Raw genomic sequence first — 24,669 nt, forward strand, 5'->3', positions numbered from 1 at the left:
TGTTTCTTACGGTGAGCATAGGGTTGACATTGCGACAGTCAACCGTAGGTGCCTTTCCGGATACGAAATCAAGTCGGATGTAGATACACTGGCACGCTTACCCAAGCAGGCGAGTTCATTTTCTTCTGTTTTTGATAGAATGACATTGGTTGTGGTACCCAAGCATCTGCAAACTGCCCGCAACATGGTACCCGATTGGTGGTCCATTGTCGTGGACGACGGTATTGCTTATCACTGCGAACGACAGGGTCAACAAAATCCAAACGTGTGTGCGACTACGAGTCTGCAACTGCTGTGGAAATCTGAACTTGTATCTACCATCGAAAGCCTTGGTCTAGGACAGGGTAGTGTTGCCAGAGTTCACAAACCGAAGCTCCTTGAACTCCTATTGGCTGAAGTGTCGTCGAAGATGATCAGCACCATTGTTCGGAAGGTTCTTTGGCAGCGGCTTTCTACGAAACTTGATCGGCGGTCAAGGTCATGTGATGACTCATTCCTGCACGTCGCCACTGCCGCGTATTCCCAGTGGGAAGTTTCCCCTTCTTGGGAATAGAGGCTGCAATGTCGTCGATCATCTCATCCCCTTTGCTGAAGTCTCGACCAAAGAACGTAGGGTCAGCTATGATAGCTTTTGCATGGTCGATGTACTGTTCAAACCCACCCGCTTTCTTTCCGAGAATCTTCCGACCACGGTAGATGATCACCGAATCCTTAGTCGTATACTTCACAGAAGCTGTCATCATGAGAAAAGCTTTCTCTGACTCATCAAGTGGTATCTGTGGGTACATGATAGTACGGTCGCTATAAACTACATCCTTGAACGTGGCCGAGTCGCATACACCAATCCACAATGCAAGGTCAACACGTGGCATGTCATACCTACCGGGACGTATGTCACTCAAATCGGCGGGCATACAAGAAGCGTGAAGGATTACAGTAGACCACTTGCCAAGCTTCCGTAGTGTGGTCATATGCTTGACAAAGTTGTTAACGAGGGTCTTGGTCTCTGCCTGTCGAACGTGACGGCCATAGTCGAACAGAAGATGGACTCTTTCAACCGGTACTCCAGTCTTCTGAAGAAAATCTGATACAGCTTGCCTCAGGTTTTCTTTTGTAGCAAGGTTGTACGCAGTTAGCCGTAAGCACACATCAAGATTCAAACTGTTGCAGAGTGCACCGATTGTAGCGAGCGATGTAGGACTCTCATCAAGGTAGAGAACTGGGATCAAAGATGTCCGATCCGACAGTGAACCAATACACTTGAGCATGACGACGTTGTGCTCATCGGTTCTTTCAACTTCCGTGTAGTACGGACGTGGGTCGAAGTAGAATTTTCCAGTCCAATCCTTCTGGAAGGTCTTGAAATATCCGACATGCTTTTCTGTAAGCCCTGTCATTTCAAGAAGAGGTACAACAAGGTTGCGTGTCGAAGAACCCAAGTCCTTCAGTGCTCGGCATTCATCTTCTCGACATTGGAGTACTGGTACGTACATGTGACAGACCTCAGGATATTCCAGAGTGTACAAACGGCAATAGGACGCCCTCTTCACGGAGTCGAATTCCAATCACCTCTTGGGAGACATCAAATATATCGGATAGCCCCATCGAGAGTATTTCCGATAACTGGGGTATGGAACCACCAACCATTTGTGCGGCTGCTGTTACGAAGACACGTTGTGCCTCCAAATGTGCTTCCAGTCTGTGCTTAGGCACCAAAATTCTCCCAGCAAATTCATTGGCTTGCCATTCGAAGAGAGCATGGTACATGGAATTCATGTTCTGAGTCATCAGAACGTATTCTTTACGGCTTTTAGGTCGATGGAGGTGCGCAAGGCTTCGGTGAAGGATTGCATGGCCAACCTCATGCGCCAATGAAAACCGGAAGCGTCGTCTGCGGCTTGCGCTGAAGCCAGCTTCGTCAATGATGATGTCTGTTAGGTTCCACAGTAGGATTGCCTCCGCACCAACTTCCTCAAGTAGCCCCTTGTGTGGTATGATGTTCATACCGAGGTCCTTTTCGACGAGTAGTTCGACGTTAAGGATGTCCTCGGTACGGCCGAACACTTTACGAACATCGTCGGCTATGCGTCGCACTTCCTCTTTGGTTGTCGGTGTTCCTGATGGGAAAAGTCTGTCGTCCATGTCATCCCTCGTATGCTGATTTCACGATCTTCATTGCCTTTTCAAGCTCCTCCATTGTGGGCTTATCGTTACGCAACGTTCTGAAGAACACGGGCAGCAGTCCCAGCATTTCGGGATCATCCTTAATGTCCGCTGGAAGGGTACCTGTTTCCATTGCGGCCCTATCGCGTAACTCATTCATCTCTTCACTTCCTTGGGCTAGGTTGAGTACAGCCGCTAGTGTGGCATAAAAACTCTCTTCCCGTGGTGGCGGTAGGATACCCCGCTCTACCTTGGACCAATTACTGGCGTCTACCTCCATGGCCACACAGAACTGGCGCAACGAGATGTCGGCCTGCAAGCGCAGTTCGCGTATTCGCTCCCCATATGTTGTTGGTTTCATGGCGTCCTCCGATGGTGTGGTACAAGAATACCACACTCTCGCCAAAGAACCAAATTCCCATCCGCAGACTGACCCATAGGTAGAGTATTACAACCGCATATATTGCGTCACATACAGGTATGTCTTTGCAAGCTAAGTAGTTACGGACTGTAAGTATCTGTAAAAAAATCAGCTCTTCGGAGTGATCGAGTACATGCCAACCTTCAGTGCGCTACGGCCGTACATTGTCGTTCCAGCCATTTTCGACCAGTTCTTGAGGTCGAGACTGATGAACAAAAAGGAGGGGAGGAATCAGAGCCTGTCGGCGATCCTCGTATACTTTTGCCTCTAACTACTACCTGTCTTTTCTAAGGTATTCAAGAGCCGTTGGAGCAATTCTACTGGTGTGAGCTGGAGCTTAGGTGCCAGCAGTAGGAAGGAGTTCAGGCTGATCTCGGACTCGCCCCGTTCGAGTTTCGAGACGTACGCTTGCTCCAACCCTTCGTCCGATACGGCTTCCTGTGAGAGACCCAATTCAAGTCTCCGTTCACGGATCAGTACCCCAAGAGCTTGCGCTGTACTGACCTTCTGTCCCTTAGGTATCACCAATTCCTTGAGTGGTCTCGCCATACCGACCAAGCTATCCGAGCAAGGAGTCAGCTATTACTCCTATAGGAGTAAATGAATTCTTTCACGTATTTTGGCGGCAGAGTAATACCAATCATCTATGGTCTCTGCAATGGCACGTGCATCCATCTATCGTGTAGTCGTCATCGTCTCAGTCTGGATATTGAGTCTCGGATCGTCCGAGAAGTGCTTAGGGTAAGACTTCCAAGTCCAGCGTGGCTGGGAAACGCAGAACGCTTCGGACTTTACGCTCTTCGTTGATGACTACACCCCCGCCAACTACCACGTCTTCTACTACTTCGGGGAAGGGGAAGGTGAGTGGCGCCTGACGATACTTCTGGAAGGCAAGAAGATCAAGGCCAGCTACAGTTACACCCCGTACGACACGAAGCGGAATGTGTGGCTCCCAAGCGTTACGAAGACGATCAAGAACGTCCGGGTCACAGGCTTCGTCTTCGAAGGTGATGGCTTTCTCGGGACGTTCGTGATGGAGAAGACTACCGGAACCAAGGCTCTTGTGCTGGTCAAGGGGCACGACGTACAGAAACCTACCGTAGGGCTCACCCGATGACTCTCAAACCCGTCTATGGAGTCGTTGGCCACGTCGAAGTCAGGAGGATGCACTGGTTATATTTTTTTCTCCTCCTTGGTTGGGACTCGGGATGTGTGCTGCGTCCCTGATTTTCCCTTTGTTTTTCCCGGGGGGACGACGGTTTACAGCCGCCTGCTTCGGGTACTGGTGAGGATCAAGGATACGATAGCGAGCAGACCAACCCTCTACCGAATGGGAAGAATCGTGGAGCTTCTCAAACTTGGTAGGAAGGTCACGGTAGCTACAGTAGCCGATGACCTCCAAGTTTCTCCCCGTACGGTAGCGCGCCATCTGGATTATCTCGTACACGTCCTCGATGCTCCCATCGAATACGACCGTGTCCAACGGTCCTTCGTCCTCACGGAAAAGGGTCTTCCGTTGATCCTCGATCCGTACATCCGCAGTCACCTGCGTCAGGAAGCCAAGCGGGCGATGGACTATGCTTCCAAGCTATCTTCAGAGTCAAAGGAATTCGTCGCTGGCTTGGCCTATGTCCACGACGTTATCGGTAGAGTACTGTCAGGCATTCCGCGATGAACCAACACCCGATGAGCTTTCAGGCTTTGTGTGATCTCATGGACACCACCTGCTTTCGGACTAATCCGTTCCGAGGTATTCTCTCGAAGGTAGGTACGGACCTCTGCTATCGTGGAGGACGCCGGAGCGTGTTCCAAGCTGTCAAAGTCCATGGCTCAAAGGAGACTGGATGAAGAAGGTTAGGTTCACAGAAGAACAGATCGTAAGTATCGTAGGGGAATCGCAAGCTCATGGCGTTCCTGAGACGTCGAAGAAGCATAAGGTATCGGAACAGACGATCTACCTGTGGCGGAAGAAGTACGGGACGATGGAAGCCAGCCAGGTGGCTGAACTGAAACATCTGCAACAGGAGAATTCGCGTCTGAAGAAACTCGTCGCTGAACGCGATCTGGAAATCGAGGTGATGAAGGAAATCAATGCAAAAAAAGTGGTGACGGTCACCGAGCGCGTTGCCATGGCCCGTCATGCGCAAGAACGTGGTGTAGGCCAGCGGCGGAGTTGCCATCTGGTACACGTATCGCGATCGATGTACCACTACCGCCATCTGCTGCCATCGAAGACCGCCTCCTTATGTGACCGCATCCAAGCCGTATCGCGTGAGCACCCTGCCTGGGGCTATCGTCTGGTGCATGGCTGGTTGCGTGAACAGGGCGAAGGGAGCAGCTTGGGCAGGGTACGGCGTCTATGGCAGAAGATGGGCTTCTCAGCGCTCTGGCGTCGTAAGCACCGCAAGATCAAGCGTGGCATGCGGATCAATCCTTCTGCCGAGATAGCCAACACAGTCTGGTGCATGGACTTTGCCGAGGGCAGGTTACAGAACGGCAGGCGTTTCATGTCCCTGTTGGTCAAGGACGAGGCCACGGCCTACGGCCTGGAGATCGCCGTAGCGTCATCGTTCAAGGCCCGGAATGTGGAGGCTGTATTGGACCGGTTGGTGGACACGTACGGCAAGCCAGCGTATGCCCGCTGTGATAACGGAGGACAGTTAACCGCCTCTGCCGAGCAGGCGTGGGCTCAACGCAGAGGGGTACAGATGGCCTATATCGATCCGGGCAAGCCTTGGCAGAACGGCAGTGCCGAGAGCTTAGTAGGCACGTACAGACGAGAAGTTCTCGACGCCGAGATATTCCTGACGCTCAAGGATGCCGAGGTTCTATCGCAACGATGGAAGAGGATGTACAACACGCAAAGACCGCACAGCAGGCACGGATACAGGCCACCCGCTTCTGTATACCTGGCACAGATAACTATCAATTCACAGAATTTCTAAACTTCGTACTGGTCCGATAAATCGACGCCATTCACGATACCGATGCCATGAACTGGTATCTCCTGCTGTCGTATACCGATGAGATGAAGTCCTCCAGTCGAAGAACGGCAATTCGGTATTTTTACACCGGAATCAGTTCTATATCTCGACAGGTAACAAGAATCCGACCGGTAGAATGATGTATAGCTTCATCGTCGATCATAAGTACTTCAGAAAAGACGTGTTTCGTATGGTTGGCCTTCCTGAGGAGATACATGGAGGGAGTTGGTATACCGGGATGGTGTTCTTCCGCGGTGATCATTTCATTTTCTGCAATGTCGGGACGGCAGGCCGTACCGGGCATGATTACCGGAACAGTATGGACGGCGGACTGCTCACCTGGTATGCCAGGAATGGATTGAGACTATCGAATGCATCTATACAGATGCTCCTCTATCCGGTCGGGGACATCTATATCTTCTATCGGAATGATTCTCGCGATCCTTTTACGTTCGCTGGGCTAGGGTCATGCGAGGAGGCATATGATTCCAGACCGGTCAGGATAGTATGGTCTCTACTGCCGGCTGTGGAAAGCGTCGGGAACGACGATAGTGTTGTCGAGTTTGCTCATCTCGTCCGTGAAGGTCTGAGAACTACAGTTACGGTAAACAGATACGAAAGAAGCAGCTTTGCCCGAAGGCGATGCATAGATAGATGGGGAGTGAATTGCGCAGTTTGCTCATTCGATTTCGGAAGAGTGTATGGTGAACTTGGTAGAGATTTCATTCATGTACATCATCTCAAAGAACTAAGCAGTATCGGGAAGGAATATGTCCTCGATGCCGACAACGATCTACGTCCCGTCTGTCCGAACTGCCATGCCATGCTACATAGAGAGGTACCTGCATTGACGATCGAAAGGCTGAAGACTGCTATCGAGGAGAATCGCGGGAAAGGCTGATAGGATATTGCTCGTTTTTCGGTGGTGATAGCGGTACGCCCGACCGTGGAGCTATCGCGGACTCCTGGTATCCATGATCCGTACGACGTCCAGGCGCTTCATAACCTGCGGAAGTCGAAATGTTCCGCAGCGGGCGCTCTCCCCCTCCCAATACTCAATGTCGACCGATCGGATGGTGACGTACGGTATGCCATCGGATTCATCATTAGCGAACTTCTCCCCGGGACATGGCAGGTGCCGAGGACCGGCGGCAGTCGAAGCATGCCACATTTCACGAGTTTTGCCGGAGCCGGCCGCCATACTACCGATCCCGTTGGATAGTGTGCCGGCGTGATCCCGAACGACCAATAGCGACTACATGAATAACGAAGAAATACCCCGCCCCACTCACTGGAACACCGTCTTCGCCACGAAGGGCGAACGGGAGCGAAGCTGGTATCAGAAATATCCGGCGGCGTCGATGAACGCCATCGCATCGGTACGGCTTCCGTACGATGCGGCGATCATCGACGTGGGTGGAGGCGACAGCTATCTCGTGGACACCCTGCTGGACAAAGGCTTCACGAACGTGACGGTGCTGGATATTTCAGCACAAGCTATCGAGAATGCGAAGACGAGACTGGGCGAGCGAGCGGATCTCGTGCGGTGGATCGTGAGCGATATCACCGAGTACGAACCCGATATGCGGTTCGACTTCTGGCACGATCGCGCGGCCCTTCACTTCCTGACGAATGCGAACGACGTCGAGAAGTATGTAGCCATCGCACACAAGAGCATCCGGACAGGAGGACATCTGTTCCTCGGAACGTTCTCCGTCGATGGGCCGAAGCGATGCAGCGCTCTCGATGTGACGCAATATTCGGAAGAGACGATGACGACCACGGTCGGAAACGGTTTCGAACGACTGTGGTGCAAACGGGAAGATCACACGACGCCGTTCGCGACGACGCAGAACTTTCTGTTCTGTCTGTTCCGGAAGACCGGGTAGGCATGACATTCAGGTCTCCGACCAGCATCAGGTCGATATTCGTCATCGTACCACGATGGTGTGATGCCATGTGGTCAGGCCTCGATACTCCTCTATCTCATCCATCGCTCCATGGAGGGCGACGAGCGATTGAAGACGGAACGCGACGAAGCCCGTCCGACGCCTGCACCAGCACAGACGTCGGGATCAATGATCATACGAGTTCGGCATAACGCGGATACGGAGACGATGGAATCCGGTAAAGGGTCAGGCTCCATATCGTACCGTCGTTCGGTGCACCGGGGCTGGCGGACCGGACATCAGATCTGGCGGCTACTACGTTCCTTCCGTGTACTTCTTGAAGTTGTCGAGAATGGCCTGCCAGCCGGCACGTTGCATCTCGAGCGAGTTCTCCGTTTCGGCATCGAAGGTTTCGACGACCTTCGTTCTGTCACCGTTACTGTCGAAGGTGACGGAGACCCGACGACCATCGCCCATGGTATAGCTGATGTGACGGTGATGGTCGACGTCGTCATAGGTTCCGCCGAAGTCGAATCCCATGCTGCCGTCACGGGCTTCCATACGGCTGGTGAAGGTGCCGCCCGGCCGGAGGTCGTTGGTGGCAGTTGGAGTATGCCAGTCGTCCGACGCGGCATTCCACCTGGTGATATGTTCCGGACGCGTCCAGCGTTCCCAGACTTTCTCGACGGGAGCGTCGACGGTGGTTTCGATGGTGATACTCGTGATCTTGCTCATCGGAAGCCTCGCAGAAGAATGTGAAGTGGAGAATGCCGCGAACATACGCCGAAAGTACACAGTCATCGGCCAGTTCTGTACCGGATGACGCAGGCGATGGTTCCGATCGGCATCGGAGACGGGAGGCGGTCGGTCCGTGACCTTCACGTGGTGAGACGGTGGTCTTCACCGAACGATCGCCGTACGAGGTCATGATCTGATGATATGGAGCGGTCGTTACGGCATGTCAGGAGTCAACAATATGTCAACAGACGGTGTGAGGCGATATCGGACGATACCTTGCGATAGTGTGGAGCATGATCTCCGTGAGGCCAGTATCCATGCGGTCTGGTGATGGCTCCTCCCCTGTTCCGGGGATGGTGCGAGACTCGAGGATATGATATCGGATTCGAACGATTCCGTAAGACTACATCTGCACACCTGCATGAAAAGACACTATCTTGCCCACGAGATCGGCGCATGGATCCATATCGACTTCGATACACGATAGAACCTCGATCATTCCTTAACCTGGACAACACAATGAATCATCTTCTCGTCACGGCCGGTTGGCTGCTCGCCGGCATACTGGTCCTGTCATCCTGTACCAAGGACAACGACAATATGCCGACGGGGCCGGGCCATGAATCCAGCGAATACATGCCTCTCTCGATAGGGAACGAGTGGGTCTATACCTACAATGGTACGGACTCGGTCAAGTACAAGGTCGTGGGTGATACGACGGCCTATGGGCACACCTATGCGCTGCTGTCCGTATCGGGTGCCTTGACGAGGAATGCCTTCCTGCGTCACGATGACCTCCTCATCGAAGGCCAGGCCTTCATGAACATGATCGGCGATACGGTGACGAGCTTCGTCGACGTCAGCAAGGCCTACGACGAGGCATGGGGACAATGGGTGCCGACGAAGTCGGCACGTGTCCTGCATATGTGGACGATGAAGGAGCGTGATACGAGCGTGATTGTTCCGGCGGGTACCTTCAACGACATCATGATCGTCCGGTACAGCACGGGCTACTTACTCGGTCCGCAGTTCGTTTCGATATCGTCGGGTGCATTCTACTGGTCGAGAAGTGTCGGTCTGGTGAAGCACGTCGACTATTCGTCGGCAGGCGGCGGGTCGGTCAAGACGACAACGGCCGAGCTGAGGTCCTATACGCTGAAATGATCGTCGTTCGGAAACGGTGATGGATCGTAGGCCCCGCTTCGGCGGGGTCTTTTCGTTTATGGCCATCCATGCATTCGTCATTGTGGTGTGATTGGATATATAGTTAGGAATCCTTACTATTGTCCGCCGATGATCCACAACACAACAACACGAGGGTATGATGGGAACGAATATCGCCGGATACGCATACGGCTCCGTCGCCTCTTCACCGGTGTCGGTGAAGGATCTGGATCTGCTGAAGAAGACGGTACTGTTCGACGACGCGGACGTCGCCAATCTCCGTCGTATGGGAACGATTCTCGAATCGCGGATCGATGCCTTGCTCGACGTCTGGTACGGCTTCGTGGGAGGCAACGACCATCTCCTCCACTACTTCACCTCGGGCGGCGTACCGAACGGTGACTACCTGCAGGCAGTACGGGTCCGGTTCGGACAATGGGTGCGGGATACGTGCAACAGGAGCTACGATCAGGAATGGCTCGACTATCAGTACGAAGTGGCACTTCGTCATCATCGCGCGAAGAAGAACATCACCGACGGTGTGAACTCGGTGCCCATCATCCACTATCGCTACATCGTCGCCTTCATCGTTCCGCTTACCCTCACCGTTCGTCCGTTCCTGGTCGAGGGTGGCGCCAGCGACAGTGATATCGACGGAATGATGGCATCATGGCTGAAGGCACTGACCCTGACGACTATTCTCTGGACGTACCCCTATGTGAAAGAGGGCGACTTCTGATCCTGCGTCAGACGTCGGCGGTCTCGTGCTCCGGGCAGTCGAGCCTGATGTCGGAGGGAGAGAGCGCTACTTCCAGTAACCGGCAGTACGGACGTCGGGAACTCGGACGGAAGAACGCGCACGTATAGCACATGCGCTGGGCCACCGCGAGGTCCTGCGTCTGCAGACGATGGATCAACGTGGACAACGACGACCAGAGCTGTGAACGCTGGGCCTCGGTGAGCTCCCGTACGGTGTCGACGGTGGGCTGCTGATAGTCGGCGATGGCATTGAAGGTGCGCTTGCCGGTAGCGGTGAGGGAAAGGACTTCGATTCGTCGGTCCTCGGCGTGGGCCGTCTTGACGAGCAGTCCCTTGCGGACGAGCGTGGCCACGGCATCGCTGACCGTCGCCTTGGTGACGGCGAACTCACGTGCGAGATAGGTGACGGTCGCCAGACTGCGGTCATGACTGCCGATGAAGATCAGGATCTGTGCCTGGATCGGGCTCAGTTCCTTCTCCACCGCGATCTGCCATAGTGACTGCCGCTGGAGCTGTCCGAGACGCTCCAGTGCCAGTACTATCTTCGACGCGAGATCCTGCTGTTCCGTTGCCACGATGACTCCTTGACCGCAAGATAGTCGGCACTCCTGACATTCACATGCGAAAGACACGGGAAGCCGATCCTCCTCTATTCTGGTACGGTGGCGGCCGGATCGCGAGACTGCGTGATCCGAACGAGGGAATGGCCGCCGTTCCTGCGTATCCTGTGCCGTCTGGAGTTAGAATGAGCAGGATAACCCGAACCACCGACTCCGAAAAGGTCGATGAATATATCGCCCGCTCCGAGCCATTCGTCCGACCTATCCTGAATCATTTCAGGAATCTCATCCATCGGACGATACCGGACGTCGAGGAAAGGATGAGATGGAACATGCCCCACTTCGTGGTCGAGGGTTCGGCCATATGCTACATGGCGGCGTTCAAGCGGCACGTGGCAACAGGACGGTACTTGAAGTGCCCAAAGTAGTAGTAAGGTAGTACGGGCTGTGGGGCGGTTCCGGGTTAAGATTGGATCGTATCGGTGTGTTGCCGGCACTCCTGGTGCTGCGTCCCGTCTCCCCCAATCGTCGAAAGTGATCATGGTGCATCGTCTGCTTCTCTTCGCCCTGGCCGCGGCGTTCCTGCATGGTTGCGGGATGTCTTCGGAACCGTCGACACCTGCCGCACCCGGTGAACTGGCCATGACCAGACTCACCGATCTCCCTGCAGCGAAGGGGAACGTCGTGAGCGTCGACATCCTCGATGCGAGCAGGCTCGTAGCCGTGATCGACGACAAGATCTATTCCGTTCCGATCTCCGGCGGCACCCCGTCCCTCATGCATTCGAACGCACGCTACGAATCGGTCGTGGTAGGCGGTGGTGGCGAGATATACGCCCTCACGCGCGACGCCCTGTTCGTGATCGACCATATCGGTGGCACACCGAAGGCCGTGGACGTCCAGATTCGCACCGCACAGACGGAAAAGGTCACGTTGTCCGTTTCTCCGACCGGAGAACCGTATCTGCGCGTCTACACCTATCCGGCGAGAATGACGCTCTACACGAGTGCCGATCGTGGGACGACGTGGACGACCATTCCATTGCCCTCCGGCTTCCTCTACGGCGGTGGTCTGGCCTTCGGCCCATCGGGTGAAATGTACCTGAGCAGTCCGCAGGGATTCTATTCCTCACCGGACCGTGGCGCGACCTGGACATCGTACCCGGCTCCGTTAGCCAACTACGGTGGTGAACTCGTACGCAGAAGCAATGGCCACATCCTCTACTACGTTCCGGGCGGTGGTGGACTACGATTGTCGACCGACGGCGGAGCGAGCTTCACCGATCTCTCGCAGTTCAACAACCCACCATACTTCTCGAAGATCGTCGAGGGTGCCGATGGTATCCTCTATGCCCTCGTCAATCGCGGTGCCACGACGCTGACCGACAGACCGATGACCGTGGCGAAGTCCACGGATGGAGGCATGACATGGCAGCATATCTACTTTGCACAAGGGTACGACTTCGCCATGAAGGGTTCGGTGATCGCCGTCGCACAGGGCGAGACCGCATCCGGTGGTGTGGCTATCTCGACCGACAATGGACGTTCGTTCGTTCCCGCAGGGATCGGCTCGGTGGAGTCGATACAGTCCTTCGGATTCGATGCCGAAGGCAACCTCCTCATTCTTGCCGACAGAACACTGTTCCGGAAGACGTCATCGGGCTGGAAGACGCTCGGTGGGCAATCGGGCTTCTCCACGATGGCCACGACACCGCAAGGAACGATTTTCCTGTCGCAGGTATCGTCCACCTTCCTTTCCGTCGATGGGGGTACGTCGTGGAAGGAAGCGCCCATGCCGGACTATCTGTACAGCGGCATCGGTACCATCGGCCTGCCCGCTGTGCTGGGAGCGAGGAGTGGGGACCTGATCGTTTCGATCACGACATATCGTGACGATCTTGCGACGCATACGAACGGCATGCTCGTACGTGTCCGTCCGGATGGTACTGCGATACGTCTCACGAATGGAATCAACTACGTCTCGATCGTCGAGGATGCTACCGGACTGCTTTACGGCCAGACGGTGAACTTCCGGACGTATCAGCGTTCGACGGACGGCGGCACGACGTGGACGGAGGTGCAGACCGCGGCTCCGGGATTCGTCTTCGACAGCCGTAACCGCTTCATCGCCTACGGCGAACTCGGTGCGTTCCGTCAGGGCAGTTCCGGCAGCGATGGAACGAAGCCTTTGACGCTCACCGGCTTCACTTCGCAGAGCAACTACGTCATGTCGGCGAGATTCGACAGCCATGACCGTCTGCATCTTCTGACGCGCGATCAGGGGCTCTTCGTCGCGACGCAACCGCTGCCCTGATCATTCCTTCGACGGTGACACGATGGCGATGAATTCCTTGTTCGCATCACTACTGACGTAGAGGTTGCCACGACTGTCGGTAGCGAGGCCGACGGGCCGTGCCCAGGATCGGTTCTTCGTCGTGAATCCGGTAAGGAAGTCGGAGACGTAGTCGACCGCACTGTCCGCCTTCATGTGAAGATAGATGACCTTGTAGCCTGCGGGCACGCGCCTGTTCCATGAACCGCGCAGCGATACGAAGGCTCCGCTCCTGAATCGCTCGGAGAACGAGGGATTGGGGAATTCGATGGCCATCGGTGCGGTGTGAGCCTGTACGAGGGCAGCCGGATGCTTCATGCTCCGTACAAGGGTGCTGTCCGCAGCGGTGATGGGGAGGAGGTCGCGATATCCACCGACGAGAATCGTGAAGTCGAAGAATCTGCCGTCACCCCATGCGAAAGGATGACCGTAGAACCCGCCATCGCGGACCTCGTCGATCCATTCCGGCGGAATGTCGTCGCCCTGCCAGTCGCTTCCGTTGTTGGTCGCCCAGAGTCGTCCGGTTCGCGGATGCAGGGCCATGCCGACGGCATTGCGTACGCCCCTCGCATAGACGCGTCGTCCCGTTCCGTCCTCGGCATATCGTTCGATGATGGCTCGTCCGTCCTCGCGGCAGACGTTGCACGAAGAGCCGATGGACAGATACATCGCGTGATGCTGCGGATCGAAGACGATGGTACGTGTGTCGTGCCCACCGCCGGGTTGTTCGGCGCCCTGGGCGATGTCGTCGATGAAGACGGTCCGGCGTTCGTAGATGCCGTCACCGTCGTTATCCGTGAGACGGACGACGCGTCGTTCCTCGGCGACGTACAGGGCTCCGGCATGGAACTTCAGGTCGTGCGGAAGATGCAGATCGCGTGCAACGACGATGGCCGTATCGGCTTCGCCGTCATGATTCCGGTCGGGCAGTGCCAGGATCTCCCCGCTGGACTTGTTGGCGACATGCAGGACGCTGTCGGGAGACCATGCCATGAACCGGGCCTTGTCCAGCCGTCCTGCATAGAAGACCTTCGCCGTGAAGCCATGTGGAAGGAAGACGGACTCGGTGATCGTGATCTCCTTCGAGAACTTCTCCGGTACGACAAGGCGCCGGGCCGTAAGGCCGAGATCGCGCTGAGGCGTCAGGGCAGGCTGCTCCTTGTTGAACGGATTGAAGCAGGAGGAGACGGCCAGAATCGAGGCGAAGAGAAAGGAATATTTCATCGATGGTTCTCCGTCGGTGTATTCGATACACTATGCATGACATCGCATCCGATGGCAGCGAACGATGCGCATCGGATCGTTCGCACTTGTCCTGCATTCTTCCCGATTCCGGTACTTGAACAATTGCCCTCGTCGACGGTTCCATGAACGTCGGCTATGGAAGGACGATCCTGCAGACGTTCATGTCGCAAGGCCGTTCATCGTGCATCATGGGACATCGTCGTATCCATCCATTACTTGTCGAGGAATTTCGGTATGATCGCGGTTTCTGTCGTCCCCTCAGTTTATCCTGGATCGGAATGAGTGCCAGAATATCCTTCGCGTTGCTGTCCTGCGTGGTGATGATCGCAGGATGCGCCCCACCCTACGTTACCCACAATCAGTTGAACAGGCTCCGGAAGGGGATGCAGCACGAGAGCGTTCTCGATCTCCTGTCCATATCTCCTGACAATCCTCTCCGGCTTCCGGTCAGGAGCGGGAACTATACCGTCGAATTCTATCCGTTGCAGGTCGCGCAGACCAGCAAGACCGAGTATACGAGAAATCCGTTCGTCCAGAGAGACAACAACGGATACATCAAGCCGGGTCAGCAGGAGACGACGTCGAGGCGGGTGAAATCCGACGTCAAGGCCAATGTCTACTTCCTCTACCAGGACGACAGACTCCGGTACTGGGGCATGATGGGAGACTTCTCGAAATCCGACGATCCCGAAGTGCTCGAGCTGGCTCCGATCATCTACACCCAACTGTTCCTGCAAGGATTCTGAACCAACGAACGAAAGTACGATCGATGCATACGATACTGAAACGTGGAGCCCTGTTCCTCGTCGCCGTCCTTCTGCAGGCCTGTGGCGGTTTCTCGATCAACGACTCCAACATGTTCCAGAAAGGCATGCCGGAGGTCCAGGTTCTGGAACTGTCCACGAGAAGCCCGAAGGATATCTATACTATCAACCTCAAATCCGATCCGTCGCGGGCATTCAAGGTGCTGCTGTTCGATCTTCAGCTCGGCGACATCACGGCGGACTATCTGGCCGTGTTCGAGAACGACAAACTGTTGTACTGGGGATATCCGTACGAGTTCAATCGTCATCCCGATCCGCTGCTGAACGAGATCAGCAGGGTGGCTCTGGAAAAGAGGTAGGAGGGCGATATCGACGGATTCCATCGCCGTATACAATCTACAGGTCGGCAATTATTCCGATGAGGGTAGTGTTGCAGTCGGAGTGTAGGCGATACCGGACGCGCTGCAGTATAGGTTCTGTAAAGGTGTCACGGTATTCCGATATCGTCATGTTGCACCATGGAGGTGCATATGCGATATCATCGAATCCTTTATGCTGTAGTCCTGGCAATTGCCGCCTGCATAGCGGGATGCCGTCATCCCGACGAACCTGAACGGCACACACCGGAACAACGGATGTTGCGTATCACCGGGATCGGAGCGTCGATCCGCCCGGGTGAGGCCATCATACTCACGGCGACAGGAATGGACACCGTAGTGACATTGCCTAGTGCAATACTGTATTCGAAGGCGGTGGAGTTGTTGCCGGTATCGGTTGAGCGAGAGCATGGACGCATCGTCGTCGCTACGTCGTCCAGGTCGCGGAGCGGCAGGATCGTGTTGCACGGCAGCGATGGCCGGGTATTGGTCGATACGATGCTCTATGTCTATGGTGACGATGTCATCGTTCCGACGTGGGGCGTTGCCGTGGCGGGGAGATGTCATGGTATCATCGAAAAGTATTCGCTGAAGAGGGTATTTCCGTGGATGGATGGCTTGTTCTGCAAGGATGGGCCGACATTACACCGGCTGCAATCCCATCCTGTACGCCCGGACTACTATGCACTACCCTTCGTGTATGGTGATATCGAGCTTGTCGTGTATGATCCGGCCGAGGCGCTGTATCATGCTATACGACAACCCATTAATGTTCAGCAGCCTGACGTCGTCGTGTCGTCTCAATACAGCGACGTCGGTTTGACGATACATGGTGTCGCCATGGAGAGTGGTGAGAACATGACAGTTACGTTGATACGTGGCGGCAGGAGGGCGTCCACACGTGCTCAGCGTATGAGCGACAAAGCGATATCGGTGCAGTTCTCGGATCTCGACCCGGGTACATACGATGTGGAACTCGAATCCGGCAGCGAACGCGGAACGATCGCAACCGTTTCCATCCGGAATGGAGATCCTGTATCCAAGCCCGGTACCTTCATGATGCACCTGCTCGTGGAGGGTGATTTCAACGTTCATTGGCGTGTCATACCTTCAAGTCACGAGGCCGATATCACAGAGGGGGAGTACGTATGGCGGCCCATTACGTTCTGGATCCAATCGAATAGCGTCAAGGATGGAGATACTATCCGTATCACTGGGCGTGGTGGGTCGGTGGAGCTGGCGGGATGGTTTGTGAACAAGAGCAAGAGTGGTCTTGCCAGCATGCATCTGAAAATCGTAGACTATGACTCGCGTGGAGTGAGCTGGGCGACGGGGACGTTGAGGCTGGATTTGATGGACGTTCCAATCCGTTATACGGAGAAAGGCGATGCGATGATTGACGTCGAAGGCCGTGATCTCGTCGCGAGTAAGGAACTTTCATACTATTACGAAGCCGGCTACTCTAGTGGTCGTTCGGGATATACGTCATTCAGGCGGATCAGGGAATGCCTCAATCCCGAGTCCTCACGTCTCCATCTCAGCTTCCTGCGATAACAGCCCGTCATCCCGATCCGCTGCGGAACGTGATCAGCAGGGTGGCTCTGGAGTGGAAGTCATAGGGATGCGTTCGGCGGGGTTCGACGCATGTCGATTGATTTGCCCTCGAGCACGTGATCGCCTCACCCCACTTCGAATCACGGCAGTTAAGGAATATATGTTCTATTCCGTGCAATAATTCTTGAGGAAGGCAGGGTCAACGTCTAAGTTTGGGCCCATGAACATCAAATCATGCTGTATCGGTGCCGCACTGTGGTTATGCCTGGCGCCGGCACTCCATGCCCAGGGGTTGCTCGGGGGCTTCATGCAAGGGGCAGGTAGAACGACCGTTGCCCTTTCCTATTCGAGCGAATGGTACGACAAGTACTACATCGCCAATCGTGAAACGACGAATCCTGGTCTGGGGACCATCAGCACGTCGAGCGTGAGCATGTATGCCGTATCCGGCATCACATCCTGGCTTGACGTCGTGGCCAACGTTCCCTGGGTACGGGCTTCGTCCAATGCCGGATTCTGGGCGCCCGTGGGTGCACTCCAGGATCTTTCCTTCGCCCTGCGGGCACGACCGTACTACACGACGTTCGATGACGGACAGTTGGACGTCATGGTAGCCGGTGCCGTAGGCTTTCCCGTAACGAACTATCCTACGGATCAACCGGTGACGGTGGGACATGGGGCGACGTCGATCGATGGACGGCTGATCGTCCAGTATCGCGCCTGGTCCGGACCCTTCATCTCCGCCCAGGCGGGTTACATCGGTCGCGGCAAGGTATCGGTCGACAGAGGCTTCGACGTCGACGTTCCCGATGCGTTCGAGATTTCGGCGCGTGCGGGCATCGCCCTTACGTCATGGTACGGCGACGTATGGGTACAGAGCCAGGTCGCACAGTCCGGTACCAGTATCGGTCCAGGCGTGGCCTTCCCGTCGAACGGACAGAACTTCGTTCGCGTGGGTGGGACGCTGGTCTACAACCTGATCCCGAACTTCTCGCTGATGGCCGGTATCGCCGGAACATTGGACGGCCGCAACGTCGGCCAGGCCACCCGCGTCAGCGGTGGCATCATCTACAATCTGCCCGTGTGGGGCGGACTTTAACAATCAGACCTGAATGTCCATGATACGTCTCGTACTCGCCTGCGTTCTTGTGGTGGGAATCTGCATTTCCTGCGATTCGCCCGTAGAGGGACCGCAATACGGCGACCTCGTTCCCTCGTCGACGGACAGCGCTGCCATCGCATGGAATCCCCTTTTCGTCCTGAGCGGAGGCGATAGCCTGATCTCCGCTCCACCCGCCGCCGATGAAGGCATCAGCGCCGTGAAGGAAGCCATCGCCAACCGGACGGAAGCCCAGAACAAGGCCATCCGCACGTGGAATACCGGTACCTACCTGCGATGGAACGAATTGACGCGTAACATCGTTGCCCGCTATAATGTTGCGCCGCTCGCCGAGCGTACGCCGAATGGTACGTTCACCGGACGTTTCCTTCCCGATCCCAACAAGCCCTTCGCTTCACCGCCCTTCACCGCACGTCTCTATGCACTCGTGAATGCCGGGCAGTACGACGCTCTCATCTGGGCGTGGAGGCTGAAGTATCAACACCGTCGTCCGGCGCCGTCGACCGTCGATCCGACGATCGTGACGGCAGGCCCATCGTCGGGTACACCATCCTATCCCAATGAGGATGCCGTCGTGTCCCGCGTCACGGTAGAAATCGTGTCGTTCTTCTATCCGGGTGAACGCGCCTATCTCGAAGCGCAGTTGCAGGAATGTACGTCGTCGAGAGTGGCGGCAGGTCTGGCTCGTCCATCCGATATCGCCGGAGGCGACTCGCTCGGACGCCGCGTTGCGGCGCTGCTCATCGATCGTGCGAAGAACGACGGCTTCAGCAAGGCCGACGATCAGGCTCGATGGAAGGCCGTGGACGCCGCGATGGTGACGACGTGGCCGAAATGGAGAAGCACCGAAACGCCGACGCGCCCGCCCATGCTTCCGTTCTTCGGCGAAGTGAAGCCGTGGAACATCACCGATGCCGCATCCTTCGATCCGGGGCCGCCTCCATCCGAAGGAACGGCCGTCTACGACACGGACATGGATGAGATGCGCAGCATCTCGGTGGGCCGCACACGCGAACAGATACGTATCGCGAACTATTGGTCCGATGGAGAGGGAACGTTCACGCCTCCGATCCACTGGCACCTCTTCGCGGCCGAGCGCCTGCGCGAAGCACGCTTCAGCATGATCCGCATGGCTCGCGTCATGGCCTATACCTCGACGTCGCTCCACGATGCCGCCGTCGTCTGCTGGTATACGAAGTACAAGTACAACACGGCGCGCCCGATCACGATCGACAACGTCGTCCGTATGCCGATCGGTCTGCCGAACTTCCCCGGATACTCCAGCGGCCACTCGACCTTCAGCGGTGCCGCTGCGACGGTACTCGGACACTTCTTCCCGTCGTACAGCCAGGGCTACATGATGATGGCCCGTGAAGCGGGTGACAGCCGCGTCTATGGCTGCATCCATGTGCGTATCGACTGTACCGTCGGTCTCAAGCAAGGACAGGACATCGGTGCCGTGGCCGTCGCACGGGCGGTGCAGGACGGAGCGGAATAGGCGCCCAGGCCGAATAGTAATCACGTATATCGTCGATGCATGCCGTACTCAGGATATGGGTACGGCATGTTCCGTTTGGGGCCAGGCTCAGAGGTAGATGCTACCGCGTCTTGTGCGCCAGCCGTAATTCGTTCACGAGCAGGTGTGCCCTGCGTGTCGGTTCGGGAATGCGATATCCCGTATGGCATCGTAGCGTAAGGTCGACGGCCGAATCGAGATCGATGAGGTGGCCGGTCGATATGAAGACCGGACCGACCTTGTTCTTCGTACGCAGGGCGACGCCTATTTCCTCGTCCTTGTGAACGAGTGGTGACCGCGATCCACGCTCGGGTGGGAGATCATCGAATGCACCGACGAGGATCGATTTGCCGCAGCCGAAGGTCGGGCGATCGAGCCAGAGACCCATATGTGCTGCGATGCCCATGCGTCGCGGGTGAGCCATGCCGTGACCGTCGAACATGACGACGTCGGGCAATGTGTGGAGACCGTTCCAGGCCTCCAGCAACGATGGACCTTCCCGAAAGGTGAGGAGGCCCGGCACGTAGGGGAACGTCGTCGTGGAGACGATGCCTGCCTGATCGACGACTTCGAGCGTATCGATGTTCAGGACGACGATTCCGGCATAGACGGCTTCCTCGAACTTGTTGAACGAGATGTCGCAACCGGCGATCGTCCGCACCGGATGCCTCAACGGCTCGACGCGGATACGCTCCCGAAGCTGTCGCTGGAGAGCGACAGCTTCGGTCGGTGTGACGTTCCATGGATGGAGTTGTCCGGATTCGTTCATCGTGGTGCCGTTCGGATACCTGCAGCTCGTCAGTCCGTCGTACAACCTTCGTCGGTGCACACGGCACCGGAGGCCGAAGGGACATCGACGATGGTCATCGCCTGATGGGCTTCATCCCATGAGCGCTGGAGGGTCTGGAGGAAGACGTCGTTCGGTTGCGCACCGGAGACGGCATACTTGCGATCGAAGACGAAGAACGGTACACCGCGTACGCCGATGCGGGAAGCCTCGACGATGTCCTGCCGAACCTCGTCGGCAAGCGAACCGTCGTCGAGCATGCGTCCTACCTCGCCCGCATCGAGACCGAGCTCGACACCAAGTGCTACGAGCGTATCGCGGTCACCGATATTCCTGCCTTCCGTGAAATAGGCCGAGAAGAGGCGCTCTTCCGCTGCATCCTGGAGTCCGTGCTTCGCAGCGAGATGGATGAGGCGATGCGCATCGAACGTATTGGCAGGAATGGTGCGGTCGAAATCGTAGTTCAGCCCGGCCTGCTGGGCCATGGACGTCACGTGTGCACCGGCCTGCATCGCATGGTCGAGCGTCCATCCCTTCTTCTCGGCAAGGGCTTCATGGACGCTGCGTCCTGCGACGTACGTGGCGTCGGGATCGAGCTGATAGCTGCGCCAGACGATCTTCACGTCGGCGGCATGATCGAAGCGTTGCAGAGCCTGTTCGAAATGCCGTTTGCCGATGTAGCAGAACGGACATACGATGTCGGACCAGATTTCGACGGTGATGGGAGATGACATGATTCGTATTGCGATGATGATGACGATGTATGCGGGAATCGTTACCGGACGTTCATGAACGATCGTGAATGCCGAGGCAACGTGGTTACATGCGTACGTTTGCACTGCTATGACGAACGAGGGTGGATATTCATTACATCACTGGATTATCATCGATGACGAATCACGATCGGACGATATCGGTTTCCGTATACCTGGCTATTCTGACCACGACCCTCGTCGGTATCTCCTGTGCCTCCGTCCATCGTCCCGATATCACGGTACCGGAGCTGCGATCCGACGCCAACGTGGCTCGTTCGGTCAATCGGGCTACGGTCGACAGCATCATCGAGCGTCTGGCCCGGCGTGCGGCACGCCGGAACGACGGGACCCTCGATATCCTGATGCTGTCGGGTGGCGGACAGAATGGCGCCTACGGCGCAGGCTTTCTCAAGGCATGGAAGGGGAGGAGCGACGGCGGGATGCCGGACTTCGACCTCGTGACCGGTGTCAGTACGGGCGCCCTGCAAGCGCCACTCGCATTGCTCGGAACCCGGGACGACCTCGAGCAGTTGTCCTCCCTCTATCGCGAGGCGACGAGAACGATCACGCCATCGATAGACTATCTGTTCTGGCTGCATCCCAATGGCGGTGTTCTGAACGTCGAGCGATACGAGGCCACGCTGGCCCGGGTCGTCGATGCCCGACTCGCTACCCGCCTGCGTTCGGAGTTCGACAAGGATCGCCAGGTAGCCGTATCGACAGCCGACATGGATCTCGGAGTCGGGAGGATATGGAGTTTCTCCGACGAGCTGAAGGATACGGCCGAGGCCTCACGGCGACGCGTCCATACCCTGCTCCAGGCATCGTCTGCGATTCCGGGAATCTTTCCATCGCTGTTGATCGACAACCATGTCCATTCGGACGGTGGTACGGTTGCCAACATTCTTACGGCGCTTACGATTTCGGACTACAGGCGTCTGGTGGATCGTATGCGATACTATGGCGTATCGACGCCGGTGAAGGTGCGTATCTGGATCATCATGAATCTCCGGATGCATGTACCGGTCAAGGTCATGGATATCGCAAGTCGCTCGGAGATCTCGCGTCGCGGTAACATGCTCCTGCTCGTAGCCCAGGCGCCGCAGATAGTATCGCATCTCGACCTCCTCTCCACCGCGGTCAATGCCACGATACCCGGCCTGAGCATGGAACTCCGGTACACATCCATTCCTGCCGGTCTTCCCGATGATCCTGCCGCTGCCGAGCTGTTCAACGAGGGCTGGATGCATCGACTCGATTCCACCGGTGCCGGCCGCGCATCGGGCCCCACGCCATGGGATGCGATGACGTCGCCCTTCGAACGGCCGGCCACGGATTGATCCGTCAAGGTTTCGAATACATCTCTGCGAGCTTGCGCTCCATTTCCTCCATCGGAACTTCGCGGAGGAATCGGGCGATCCACCACGTATTGCCGTGCATGTCGAGGACCCCACCTTCACGATGTCCGTAGAAACGGTCATCGGGTTCCATGACCGACGTGGCACCGGCTGCGAGCGCACGTCTATAGGTGTCGTCGACGTCGTCGACGAAGATGTAGCACATCGTCCTGGTCGCCGGCCAGCGTTCCGACGACGTTCCCATCATGATGTTGGTATCGCCGATCCGTACTTCACCGTGCTGGATGATTCCTTGCGGATCCTTCAGCGCTTCTCCGGCTTCGGCATCGAAGACGGTCTGGAGGAAGGCGATCTGTGCTTCCACGTTGTCCACCATGAGATAGGGTGCGACGATACTGTGGTCGGGCGGTGCTGGATTGTTCTTCGTCGACGAGGCCATGATGACACTCCTGGTTGTAGTTGAAACGATACGCGACAAAGCTACAGGGCGGGATAGCACGGGAATTGTACGAATGCGACATCGTACGATACGGCGTCAGGCTTCGGCGATCAACCTGCCTTCGCCGTTGTCGATGAAGAAGGCTCGTGGATGATGCCCCGAGAATGCCTTGAACTCGTGGATGAAATGCGACTGATCGTAGTAACCGCAGTTCAGTGCAAGGTCGGTCAGCGAGCGGATCGGTCCGTATCCTTCGCGTATCGCCGACTGGAATCGTGCGATGCGTGAGAAGAGTTTCGGACTGAAGCCCGCATGATCCTTGAATGTTCGCTCCAGTTGACGCGTGGACATGTTGAAGCGTTCTGCGAGACGACCGACGTTGTCCGATCCGTGAGAGTGGACGACATGTCGGATGGACGAAAAGATCCGTTCTTCCATCGGAGAGATGGCCGACAGCTTCCTGTCGAGGAATCCGGCCAGCAGTCCTACGCGCAGCGCCGTCGTTTCCGCGAGCATCAACCGTTCCTCGAGCTCACGGCCATCGCTGCCGAAGAGCGAGGAAAGATCGATGAGATGATCGCTCGTATCGACGGATGGTGTGCGTGTCAGGAAGGAAACGGTGAACGGATAGAGGTAGGCGCCGAAGATGCCGAAGTCCTCCTTCGTGCGGAAGCGTCGGAAGGTTCGTGATTGCGCATGGACCATGGAACGATATCCATCGGACGTGCCCGGTGCATCGAGCTCTTCGAAGCGTCCCTTGTAGTGGACGATCAGCTCGGCGCATCCGTCGGCCATCGTGCGATGGACATACGGGACGTCGGATACGGAGCATTCCAGCACCCAGAAGAACCGGACGAAGGGCGTCAGTCGTGGCGGTGGTGGAATCTTGCGGTAGAGCATGCGGGAATCCGGGTGAAGCCGATGCCAGTTCGGAACCCGAAAATAGTGCGGAGGGGTGGAACTATTGTATCGACAGGTAAATATCACCGCCTGTAACGATGAGCGTTCCCGTATCGGTCACAACGATCGGAGGTTCCGATGAAACTGTCATCGATCGTCGTCGTCGCCATACTCGCGGCGGCCTGCTACCGCGAAGAGCCCGTGCCACAGAAGGAGCCGATGAATCGCAGTGAGGCTCTCGAGGACTCGAAGGAGACATCGAAGGACATCGCCCGGATCCTGCTCCGCATGGACACCATGATGACGAAGCACCTCGAAGAGCGAGATCGATACTACGACCTGCGCTTCATCGACATGATGATCAATCATCACGAATGCGGCATCATGGCGGCGAAGAGCGCCATCCAGAACGCCGCCCATGCCGAGTCCATCACGTTCGCCGAGGACATGTCGCTCATGTTCCAGATGAATATCGACCAGATGAAGGCATGGCGCAGGACGTGGTACGACGAGGAACGTCCTGCGAAGGGCACGTACGCGGATTCGCTCCTGAAGGTCATGACGGAGATGGATACGACGATGGCCTTCAAGCTCGGTACCAAGGATCCGAACTACGATCTCCGTTTCACGGACATGATGCTGATCCATCACCGTATCGGCATCGACATGGCCATCGACGCGCTCGAGAAGACGGCGCATCCGAAGATGCGCGAACTCGCCGAGGAGCTCGCCATCAATCTCCGCAGAGGGATGAAGGAGCTCCAGGCATGGCGCGTGAAGTGGTACGGGTGATGAGGTACGGTCCGCGTCCTTCATCCATGGCTTCCGGATGCTCATGAGTACGC

At 56.4% G+C, this 24,669-nt stretch carries 28 protein-coding genes; 14 read left to right on the top strand and 14 right to left on the bottom strand.

Going from position 1 to position 24,669, the window contains the following annotated elements:
* Window positions 1-452: 452 nt before the first annotated feature.
* From BGO89_04080 to BGO89_04100, 5 genes are all read right to left on the bottom strand, one after another.
* Window positions 453-1,397, bottom strand: coding sequence for a hypothetical protein (locus tag BGO89_04080; GenBank protein ID OJX60756.1), 945 nt, complete (start codon window positions 1,395-1,397; stop codon window positions 453-455).
* 106 nt (window positions 1,398-1,503) lie between these two features.
* Window positions 1,504-2,142 carry a hypothetical protein gene (locus BGO89_04085; GenBank protein OJX60757.1) on the bottom strand — a complete coding sequence of 213 codons (639 nt, stop codon included), beginning with the start codon at window positions 2,140-2,142 and terminating at the stop codon, window positions 1,504-1,506.
* Between the two features lies 1 nt (window position 2,143).
* The gene (locus BGO89_04090; GenBank protein OJX60758.1) at window positions 2,144-2,524 is read right to left on the bottom strand and encodes a hypothetical protein; all 381 of its coding nucleotides are present in this window, start codon (window positions 2,522-2,524) and stop codon (window positions 2,144-2,146) included.
* Between the two features lie 327 nt (window positions 2,525-2,851).
* The gene (locus tag BGO89_04095) at window positions 2,852-3,133 is read right to left on the bottom strand and encodes a hypothetical protein (GenBank protein OJX60759.1); all 282 of its coding nucleotides are present in this window, start codon (window positions 3,131-3,133) and stop codon (window positions 2,852-2,854) included.
* A 187-nt stretch (window positions 3,134-3,320) separates the two neighbouring features.
* Window positions 3,321-3,665: a hypothetical protein gene (locus tag BGO89_04100; GenBank protein OJX60760.1), complete on the bottom strand. Its 345-nt coding sequence runs from the start codon at window positions 3,663-3,665 to the stop codon at window positions 3,321-3,323.
* A gap of 249 nt (window positions 3,666-3,914) precedes the next feature.
* On the opposite strand from BGO89_04100, the gene BGO89_04105 reads away from it, so the two are divergent.
* From BGO89_04105 to BGO89_04115, 3 genes are all read left to right on the top strand, one after another.
* Window positions 3,915-4,259 (top strand): hypothetical protein, encoded by a 345-nt coding sequence (locus BGO89_04105; GenBank protein OJX60761.1) that lies wholly within the window; start codon window positions 3,915-3,917, stop codon window positions 4,257-4,259.
* 454 nt (window positions 4,260-4,713) lie between these two features.
* Window positions 4,714-5,529, top strand: coding sequence for a hypothetical protein (locus tag BGO89_04110; GenBank protein ID OJX60965.1), 816 nt, complete (start codon window positions 4,714-4,716; stop codon window positions 5,527-5,529).
* A 178-nt stretch (window positions 5,530-5,707) separates the two neighbouring features.
* The gene (locus BGO89_04115; GenBank protein ID OJX60966.1) at window positions 5,708-6,469 is read left to right on the top strand and encodes a hypothetical protein; all 762 of its coding nucleotides are present in this window, start codon (window positions 5,708-5,710) and stop codon (window positions 6,467-6,469) included.
* Between the two features lie 51 nt (window positions 6,470-6,520).
* Here BGO89_04115 and BGO89_04120 read toward each other — a convergent pair whose 3' ends face one another.
* Window positions 6,521-6,769 (bottom strand): hypothetical protein, encoded by a 249-nt coding sequence (locus tag BGO89_04120; GenBank protein ID OJX60762.1) that lies wholly within the window; start codon window positions 6,767-6,769, stop codon window positions 6,521-6,523.
* Window positions 6,770-6,827: 58 nt separating this feature from the next.
* Here BGO89_04120 and BGO89_04125 point away from each other — a divergent pair, with 58 nt between their 5' ends.
* The gene (locus BGO89_04125; protein OJX60763.1) at window positions 6,828-7,457 is read left to right on the top strand and encodes an SAM-dependent methyltransferase; all 630 of its coding nucleotides are present in this window, start codon (window positions 6,828-6,830) and stop codon (window positions 7,455-7,457) included.
* A gap of 315 nt (window positions 7,458-7,772) precedes the next feature.
* Here the strand turns inward: BGO89_04125 and BGO89_04130 are convergent, their stop codons facing one another.
* Window positions 7,773-8,192 carry a polyketide cyclase gene (locus BGO89_04130; protein OJX60967.1) on the bottom strand — a complete coding sequence of 140 codons (420 nt, stop codon included), beginning with the start codon at window positions 8,190-8,192 and terminating at the stop codon, window positions 7,773-7,775.
* A 522-nt stretch (window positions 8,193-8,714) separates the two neighbouring features.
* On the opposite strand from BGO89_04130, the gene BGO89_04135 reads away from it, so the two are divergent.
* Window positions 8,715-9,359 (top strand): hypothetical protein, encoded by a 645-nt coding sequence (locus BGO89_04135; GenBank protein OJX60764.1) that lies wholly within the window; start codon window positions 8,715-8,717, stop codon window positions 9,357-9,359.
* 157 nt (window positions 9,360-9,516) lie between these two features.
* Window positions 9,517-10,098: a protogloblin ApPgb gene (locus tag BGO89_04140; GenBank protein OJX60765.1), complete on the top strand. Its 582-nt coding sequence runs from the start codon at window positions 9,517-9,519 to the stop codon at window positions 10,096-10,098.
* 7 nt (window positions 10,099-10,105) lie between these two features.
* Here the strand turns inward: BGO89_04140 and BGO89_04145 are convergent, their stop codons facing one another.
* Both BGO89_04145 and BGO89_04150 read right to left on the bottom strand, forming a co-directional pair.
* Window positions 10,106-10,696, bottom strand: coding sequence for a hypothetical protein (locus tag BGO89_04145; GenBank protein OJX60968.1), 591 nt, complete (start codon window positions 10,694-10,696; stop codon window positions 10,106-10,108).
* A 71-nt stretch (window positions 10,697-10,767) separates the two neighbouring features.
* Entirely contained in the window at window positions 10,768-10,953 is a 186-nt protein-coding gene (locus tag BGO89_04150; GenBank protein ID OJX60766.1) for a hypothetical protein, read from the bottom strand.
* Window positions 10,954-11,218: 265 nt separating this feature from the next.
* Here BGO89_04150 and BGO89_04155 point away from each other — a divergent pair, with 265 nt between their 5' ends.
* Window positions 11,219-12,991, top strand: a complete 1,773-nt coding sequence (locus BGO89_04155; protein ID OJX60767.1) for a hypothetical protein — start codon at window positions 11,219-11,221, stop codon at window positions 12,989-12,991.
* On the opposite strand, the gene BGO89_04160 is transcribed toward BGO89_04155, so the two are convergent.
* On the bottom strand, window positions 12,992-14,233 hold the full coding sequence (locus BGO89_04160) for a hypothetical protein (GenBank protein ID OJX60768.1): 1,242 nt from the start codon (window positions 14,231-14,233) through the stop codon (window positions 12,992-12,994).
* 143 nt (window positions 14,234-14,376) lie between these two features.
* Between BGO89_04160 and BGO89_04165 the strand changes: the two genes are divergently transcribed.
* The 5 genes from BGO89_04165 (at window position 14,377) to BGO89_04185 (ending at window position 19,567) form a co-directional block, all read left to right on the top strand.
* Window positions 14,377-15,000 (top strand): hypothetical protein, encoded by a 624-nt coding sequence (locus BGO89_04165; protein OJX60769.1) that lies wholly within the window; start codon window positions 14,377-14,379, stop codon window positions 14,998-15,000.
* 23 nt (window positions 15,001-15,023) lie between these two features.
* Complete coding sequence (locus tag BGO89_04170) at window positions 15,024-15,377, top strand: hypothetical protein (protein ID OJX60770.1); 354 nt, start codon at window positions 15,024-15,026, stop codon at window positions 15,375-15,377.
* Between the two features lie 276 nt (window positions 15,378-15,653).
* Complete coding sequence (locus tag BGO89_04175) at window positions 15,654-16,949, top strand: hypothetical protein (GenBank protein ID OJX60771.1); 1,296 nt, start codon at window positions 15,654-15,656, stop codon at window positions 16,947-16,949.
* A 220-nt stretch (window positions 16,950-17,169) separates the two neighbouring features.
* A complete protein-coding gene (locus tag BGO89_04180) occupies window positions 17,170-18,048 on the top strand; it encodes a hypothetical protein (GenBank protein OJX60772.1) in 879 nt (292 codons plus the stop codon).
* Between the two features lie 13 nt (window positions 18,049-18,061).
* Window positions 18,062-19,567 (top strand): hypothetical protein, encoded by a 1,506-nt coding sequence (locus BGO89_04185; GenBank protein ID OJX60773.1) that lies wholly within the window; start codon window positions 18,062-18,064, stop codon window positions 19,565-19,567.
* A gap of 100 nt (window positions 19,568-19,667) precedes the next feature.
* Here BGO89_04185 and BGO89_04190 read toward each other — a convergent pair whose 3' ends face one another.
* On the bottom strand, window positions 19,668-20,354 hold the full coding sequence (locus tag BGO89_04190; GenBank protein OJX60969.1) for an endonuclease V: 687 nt from the start codon (window positions 20,352-20,354) through the stop codon (window positions 19,668-19,670).
* A 29-nt stretch (window positions 20,355-20,383) separates the two neighbouring features.
* On the bottom strand, window positions 20,384-21,094 hold the full coding sequence (locus BGO89_04195) for a disulfide bond formation protein DsbA (GenBank protein OJX60970.1): 711 nt from the start codon (window positions 21,092-21,094) through the stop codon (window positions 20,384-20,386).
* A gap of 167 nt (window positions 21,095-21,261) precedes the next feature.
* Here BGO89_04195 and BGO89_04200 point away from each other — a divergent pair, with 167 nt between their 5' ends.
* Window positions 21,262-22,467: a hypothetical protein gene (locus BGO89_04200; GenBank protein ID OJX60774.1), complete on the top strand. Its 1,206-nt coding sequence runs from the start codon at window positions 21,262-21,264 to the stop codon at window positions 22,465-22,467.
* A gap of 4 nt (window positions 22,468-22,471) precedes the next feature.
* Here the strand turns inward: BGO89_04200 and BGO89_04205 are convergent, their stop codons facing one another.
* Both BGO89_04205 and BGO89_04210 read right to left on the bottom strand, forming a co-directional pair.
* Complete coding sequence (locus tag BGO89_04205) at window positions 22,472-22,924, bottom strand: hypothetical protein (GenBank protein OJX60775.1); 453 nt, start codon at window positions 22,922-22,924, stop codon at window positions 22,472-22,474.
* A 96-nt stretch (window positions 22,925-23,020) separates the two neighbouring features.
* Window positions 23,021-23,824, bottom strand: a complete 804-nt coding sequence (locus BGO89_04210; GenBank protein ID OJX60776.1) for a hypothetical protein — start codon at window positions 23,822-23,824, stop codon at window positions 23,021-23,023.
* Between the two features lie 138 nt (window positions 23,825-23,962).
* Here BGO89_04210 and BGO89_04215 point away from each other — a divergent pair, with 138 nt between their 5' ends.
* Window positions 23,963-24,616: a hypothetical protein gene (locus BGO89_04215; protein OJX60777.1), complete on the top strand. Its 654-nt coding sequence runs from the start codon at window positions 23,963-23,965 to the stop codon at window positions 24,614-24,616.
* Window positions 24,617-24,669: the final 53 nt, after the last annotated feature.

This window comes from Candidatus Kapaibacterium thiocyanatum (genome assembly GCA_001899175.1).
Taxonomy (GTDB): Bacteria; Bacteroidota; Ignavibacteria; order Kapaibacteriales; family Kapaibacteriaceae; genus Kapaibacterium; species Kapaibacterium thiocyanatum.

Bases quoted from the DNA above. Each gene is read 5' to 3' on its own strand.
- BGO89_04120 (OJX60762.1), bottom strand. From the start codon at position 6,769: ATGGCGGCCGGCTCCGGCAAAACTCGTGAAATGTGGCATGCTTCGACT.
- BGO89_04160 (OJX60768.1), bottom strand. From the start codon at position 14,233: ATGAAATATTCCTTTCTCTTCGCCTCGATTCTGGCCGTCTCCTCCTGC.
- BGO89_04170 (OJX60770.1), top strand. From the start codon at position 15,024: ATGCATACGATACTGAAACGTGGAGCCCTGTTCCTCGTCGCCGTCCTT.
- BGO89_04165 (OJX60769.1), top strand. From the start codon at position 14,377: ATGAACGTCGGCTATGGAAGGACGATCCTGCAGACGTTCATGTCGCAA.
- BGO89_04115 (OJX60966.1), top strand. From the start codon at position 5,708: ATGTATAGCTTCATCGTCGATCATAAGTACTTCAGAAAAGACGTGTTT.
- BGO89_04210 (OJX60776.1), bottom strand. From the start codon at position 23,824: ATGCTCTACCGCAAGATTCCACCACCGCCACGACTGACGCCCTTCGTC.
- BGO89_04185 (OJX60773.1), top strand. From the start codon at position 18,062: ATGTCCATGATACGTCTCGTACTCGCCTGCGTTCTTGTGGTGGGAATC.
- BGO89_04090 (OJX60758.1), bottom strand. From the start codon at position 2,524: ATGAAACCAACAACATATGGGGAGCGAATACGCGAACTGCGCTTGCAG.
- BGO89_04130 (OJX60967.1), bottom strand. From the start codon at position 8,192: ATGAGCAAGATCACGAGTATCACCATCGAAACCACCGTCGACGCTCCC.
- BGO89_04135 (OJX60764.1), top strand. From the start codon at position 8,715: ATGAATCATCTTCTCGTCACGGCCGGTTGGCTGCTCGCCGGCATACTG.
- BGO89_04105 (OJX60761.1), top strand. From the start codon at position 3,915: ATGGGAAGAATCGTGGAGCTTCTCAAACTTGGTAGGAAGGTCACGGTA.
- BGO89_04155 (OJX60767.1), top strand. From the start codon at position 11,219: ATGGTGCATCGTCTGCTTCTCTTCGCCCTGGCCGCGGCGTTCCTGCAT.
- BGO89_04095 (OJX60759.1), bottom strand. From the start codon at position 3,133: ATGGCGAGACCACTCAAGGAATTGGTGATACCTAAGGGACAGAAGGTC.
- BGO89_04215 (OJX60777.1), top strand. From the start codon at position 23,963: ATGAAACTGTCATCGATCGTCGTCGTCGCCATACTCGCGGCGGCCTGC.
- BGO89_04150 (OJX60766.1), bottom strand. From the start codon at position 10,953: ATGATTCAGGATAGGTCGGACGAATGGCTCGGAGCGGGCGATATATTC.
- BGO89_04175 (OJX60771.1), top strand. From the start codon at position 15,654: ATGTTGCGTATCACCGGGATCGGAGCGTCGATCCGCCCGGGTGAGGCC.
- BGO89_04125 (OJX60763.1), top strand. From the start codon at position 6,828: ATGAATAACGAAGAAATACCCCGCCCCACTCACTGGAACACCGTCTTC.
- BGO89_04190 (OJX60969.1), bottom strand. From the start codon at position 20,354: ATGAACGAATCCGGACAACTCCATCCATGGAACGTCACACCGACCGAA.
- BGO89_04085 (OJX60757.1), bottom strand. From the start codon at position 2,142: ATGGACGACAGACTTTTCCCATCAGGAACACCGACAACCAAAGAGGAA.
- BGO89_04080 (OJX60756.1), bottom strand. From the start codon at position 1,397: ATGACAGGGCTTACAGAAAAGCATGTCGGATATTTCAAGACCTTCCAG.
- BGO89_04200 (OJX60774.1), top strand. From the start codon at position 21,262: ATGACGAATCACGATCGGACGATATCGGTTTCCGTATACCTGGCTATT.
- BGO89_04110 (OJX60965.1), top strand. From the start codon at position 4,714: ATGGCCCGTCATGCGCAAGAACGTGGTGTAGGCCAGCGGCGGAGTTGC.
- BGO89_04205 (OJX60775.1), bottom strand. From the start codon at position 22,924: ATGGCCTCGTCGACGAAGAACAATCCAGCACCGCCCGACCACAGTATC.
- BGO89_04180 (OJX60772.1), top strand. From the start codon at position 17,170: ATGAACATCAAATCATGCTGTATCGGTGCCGCACTGTGGTTATGCCTG.
- BGO89_04140 (OJX60765.1), top strand. From the start codon at position 9,517: ATGATGGGAACGAATATCGCCGGATACGCATACGGCTCCGTCGCCTCT.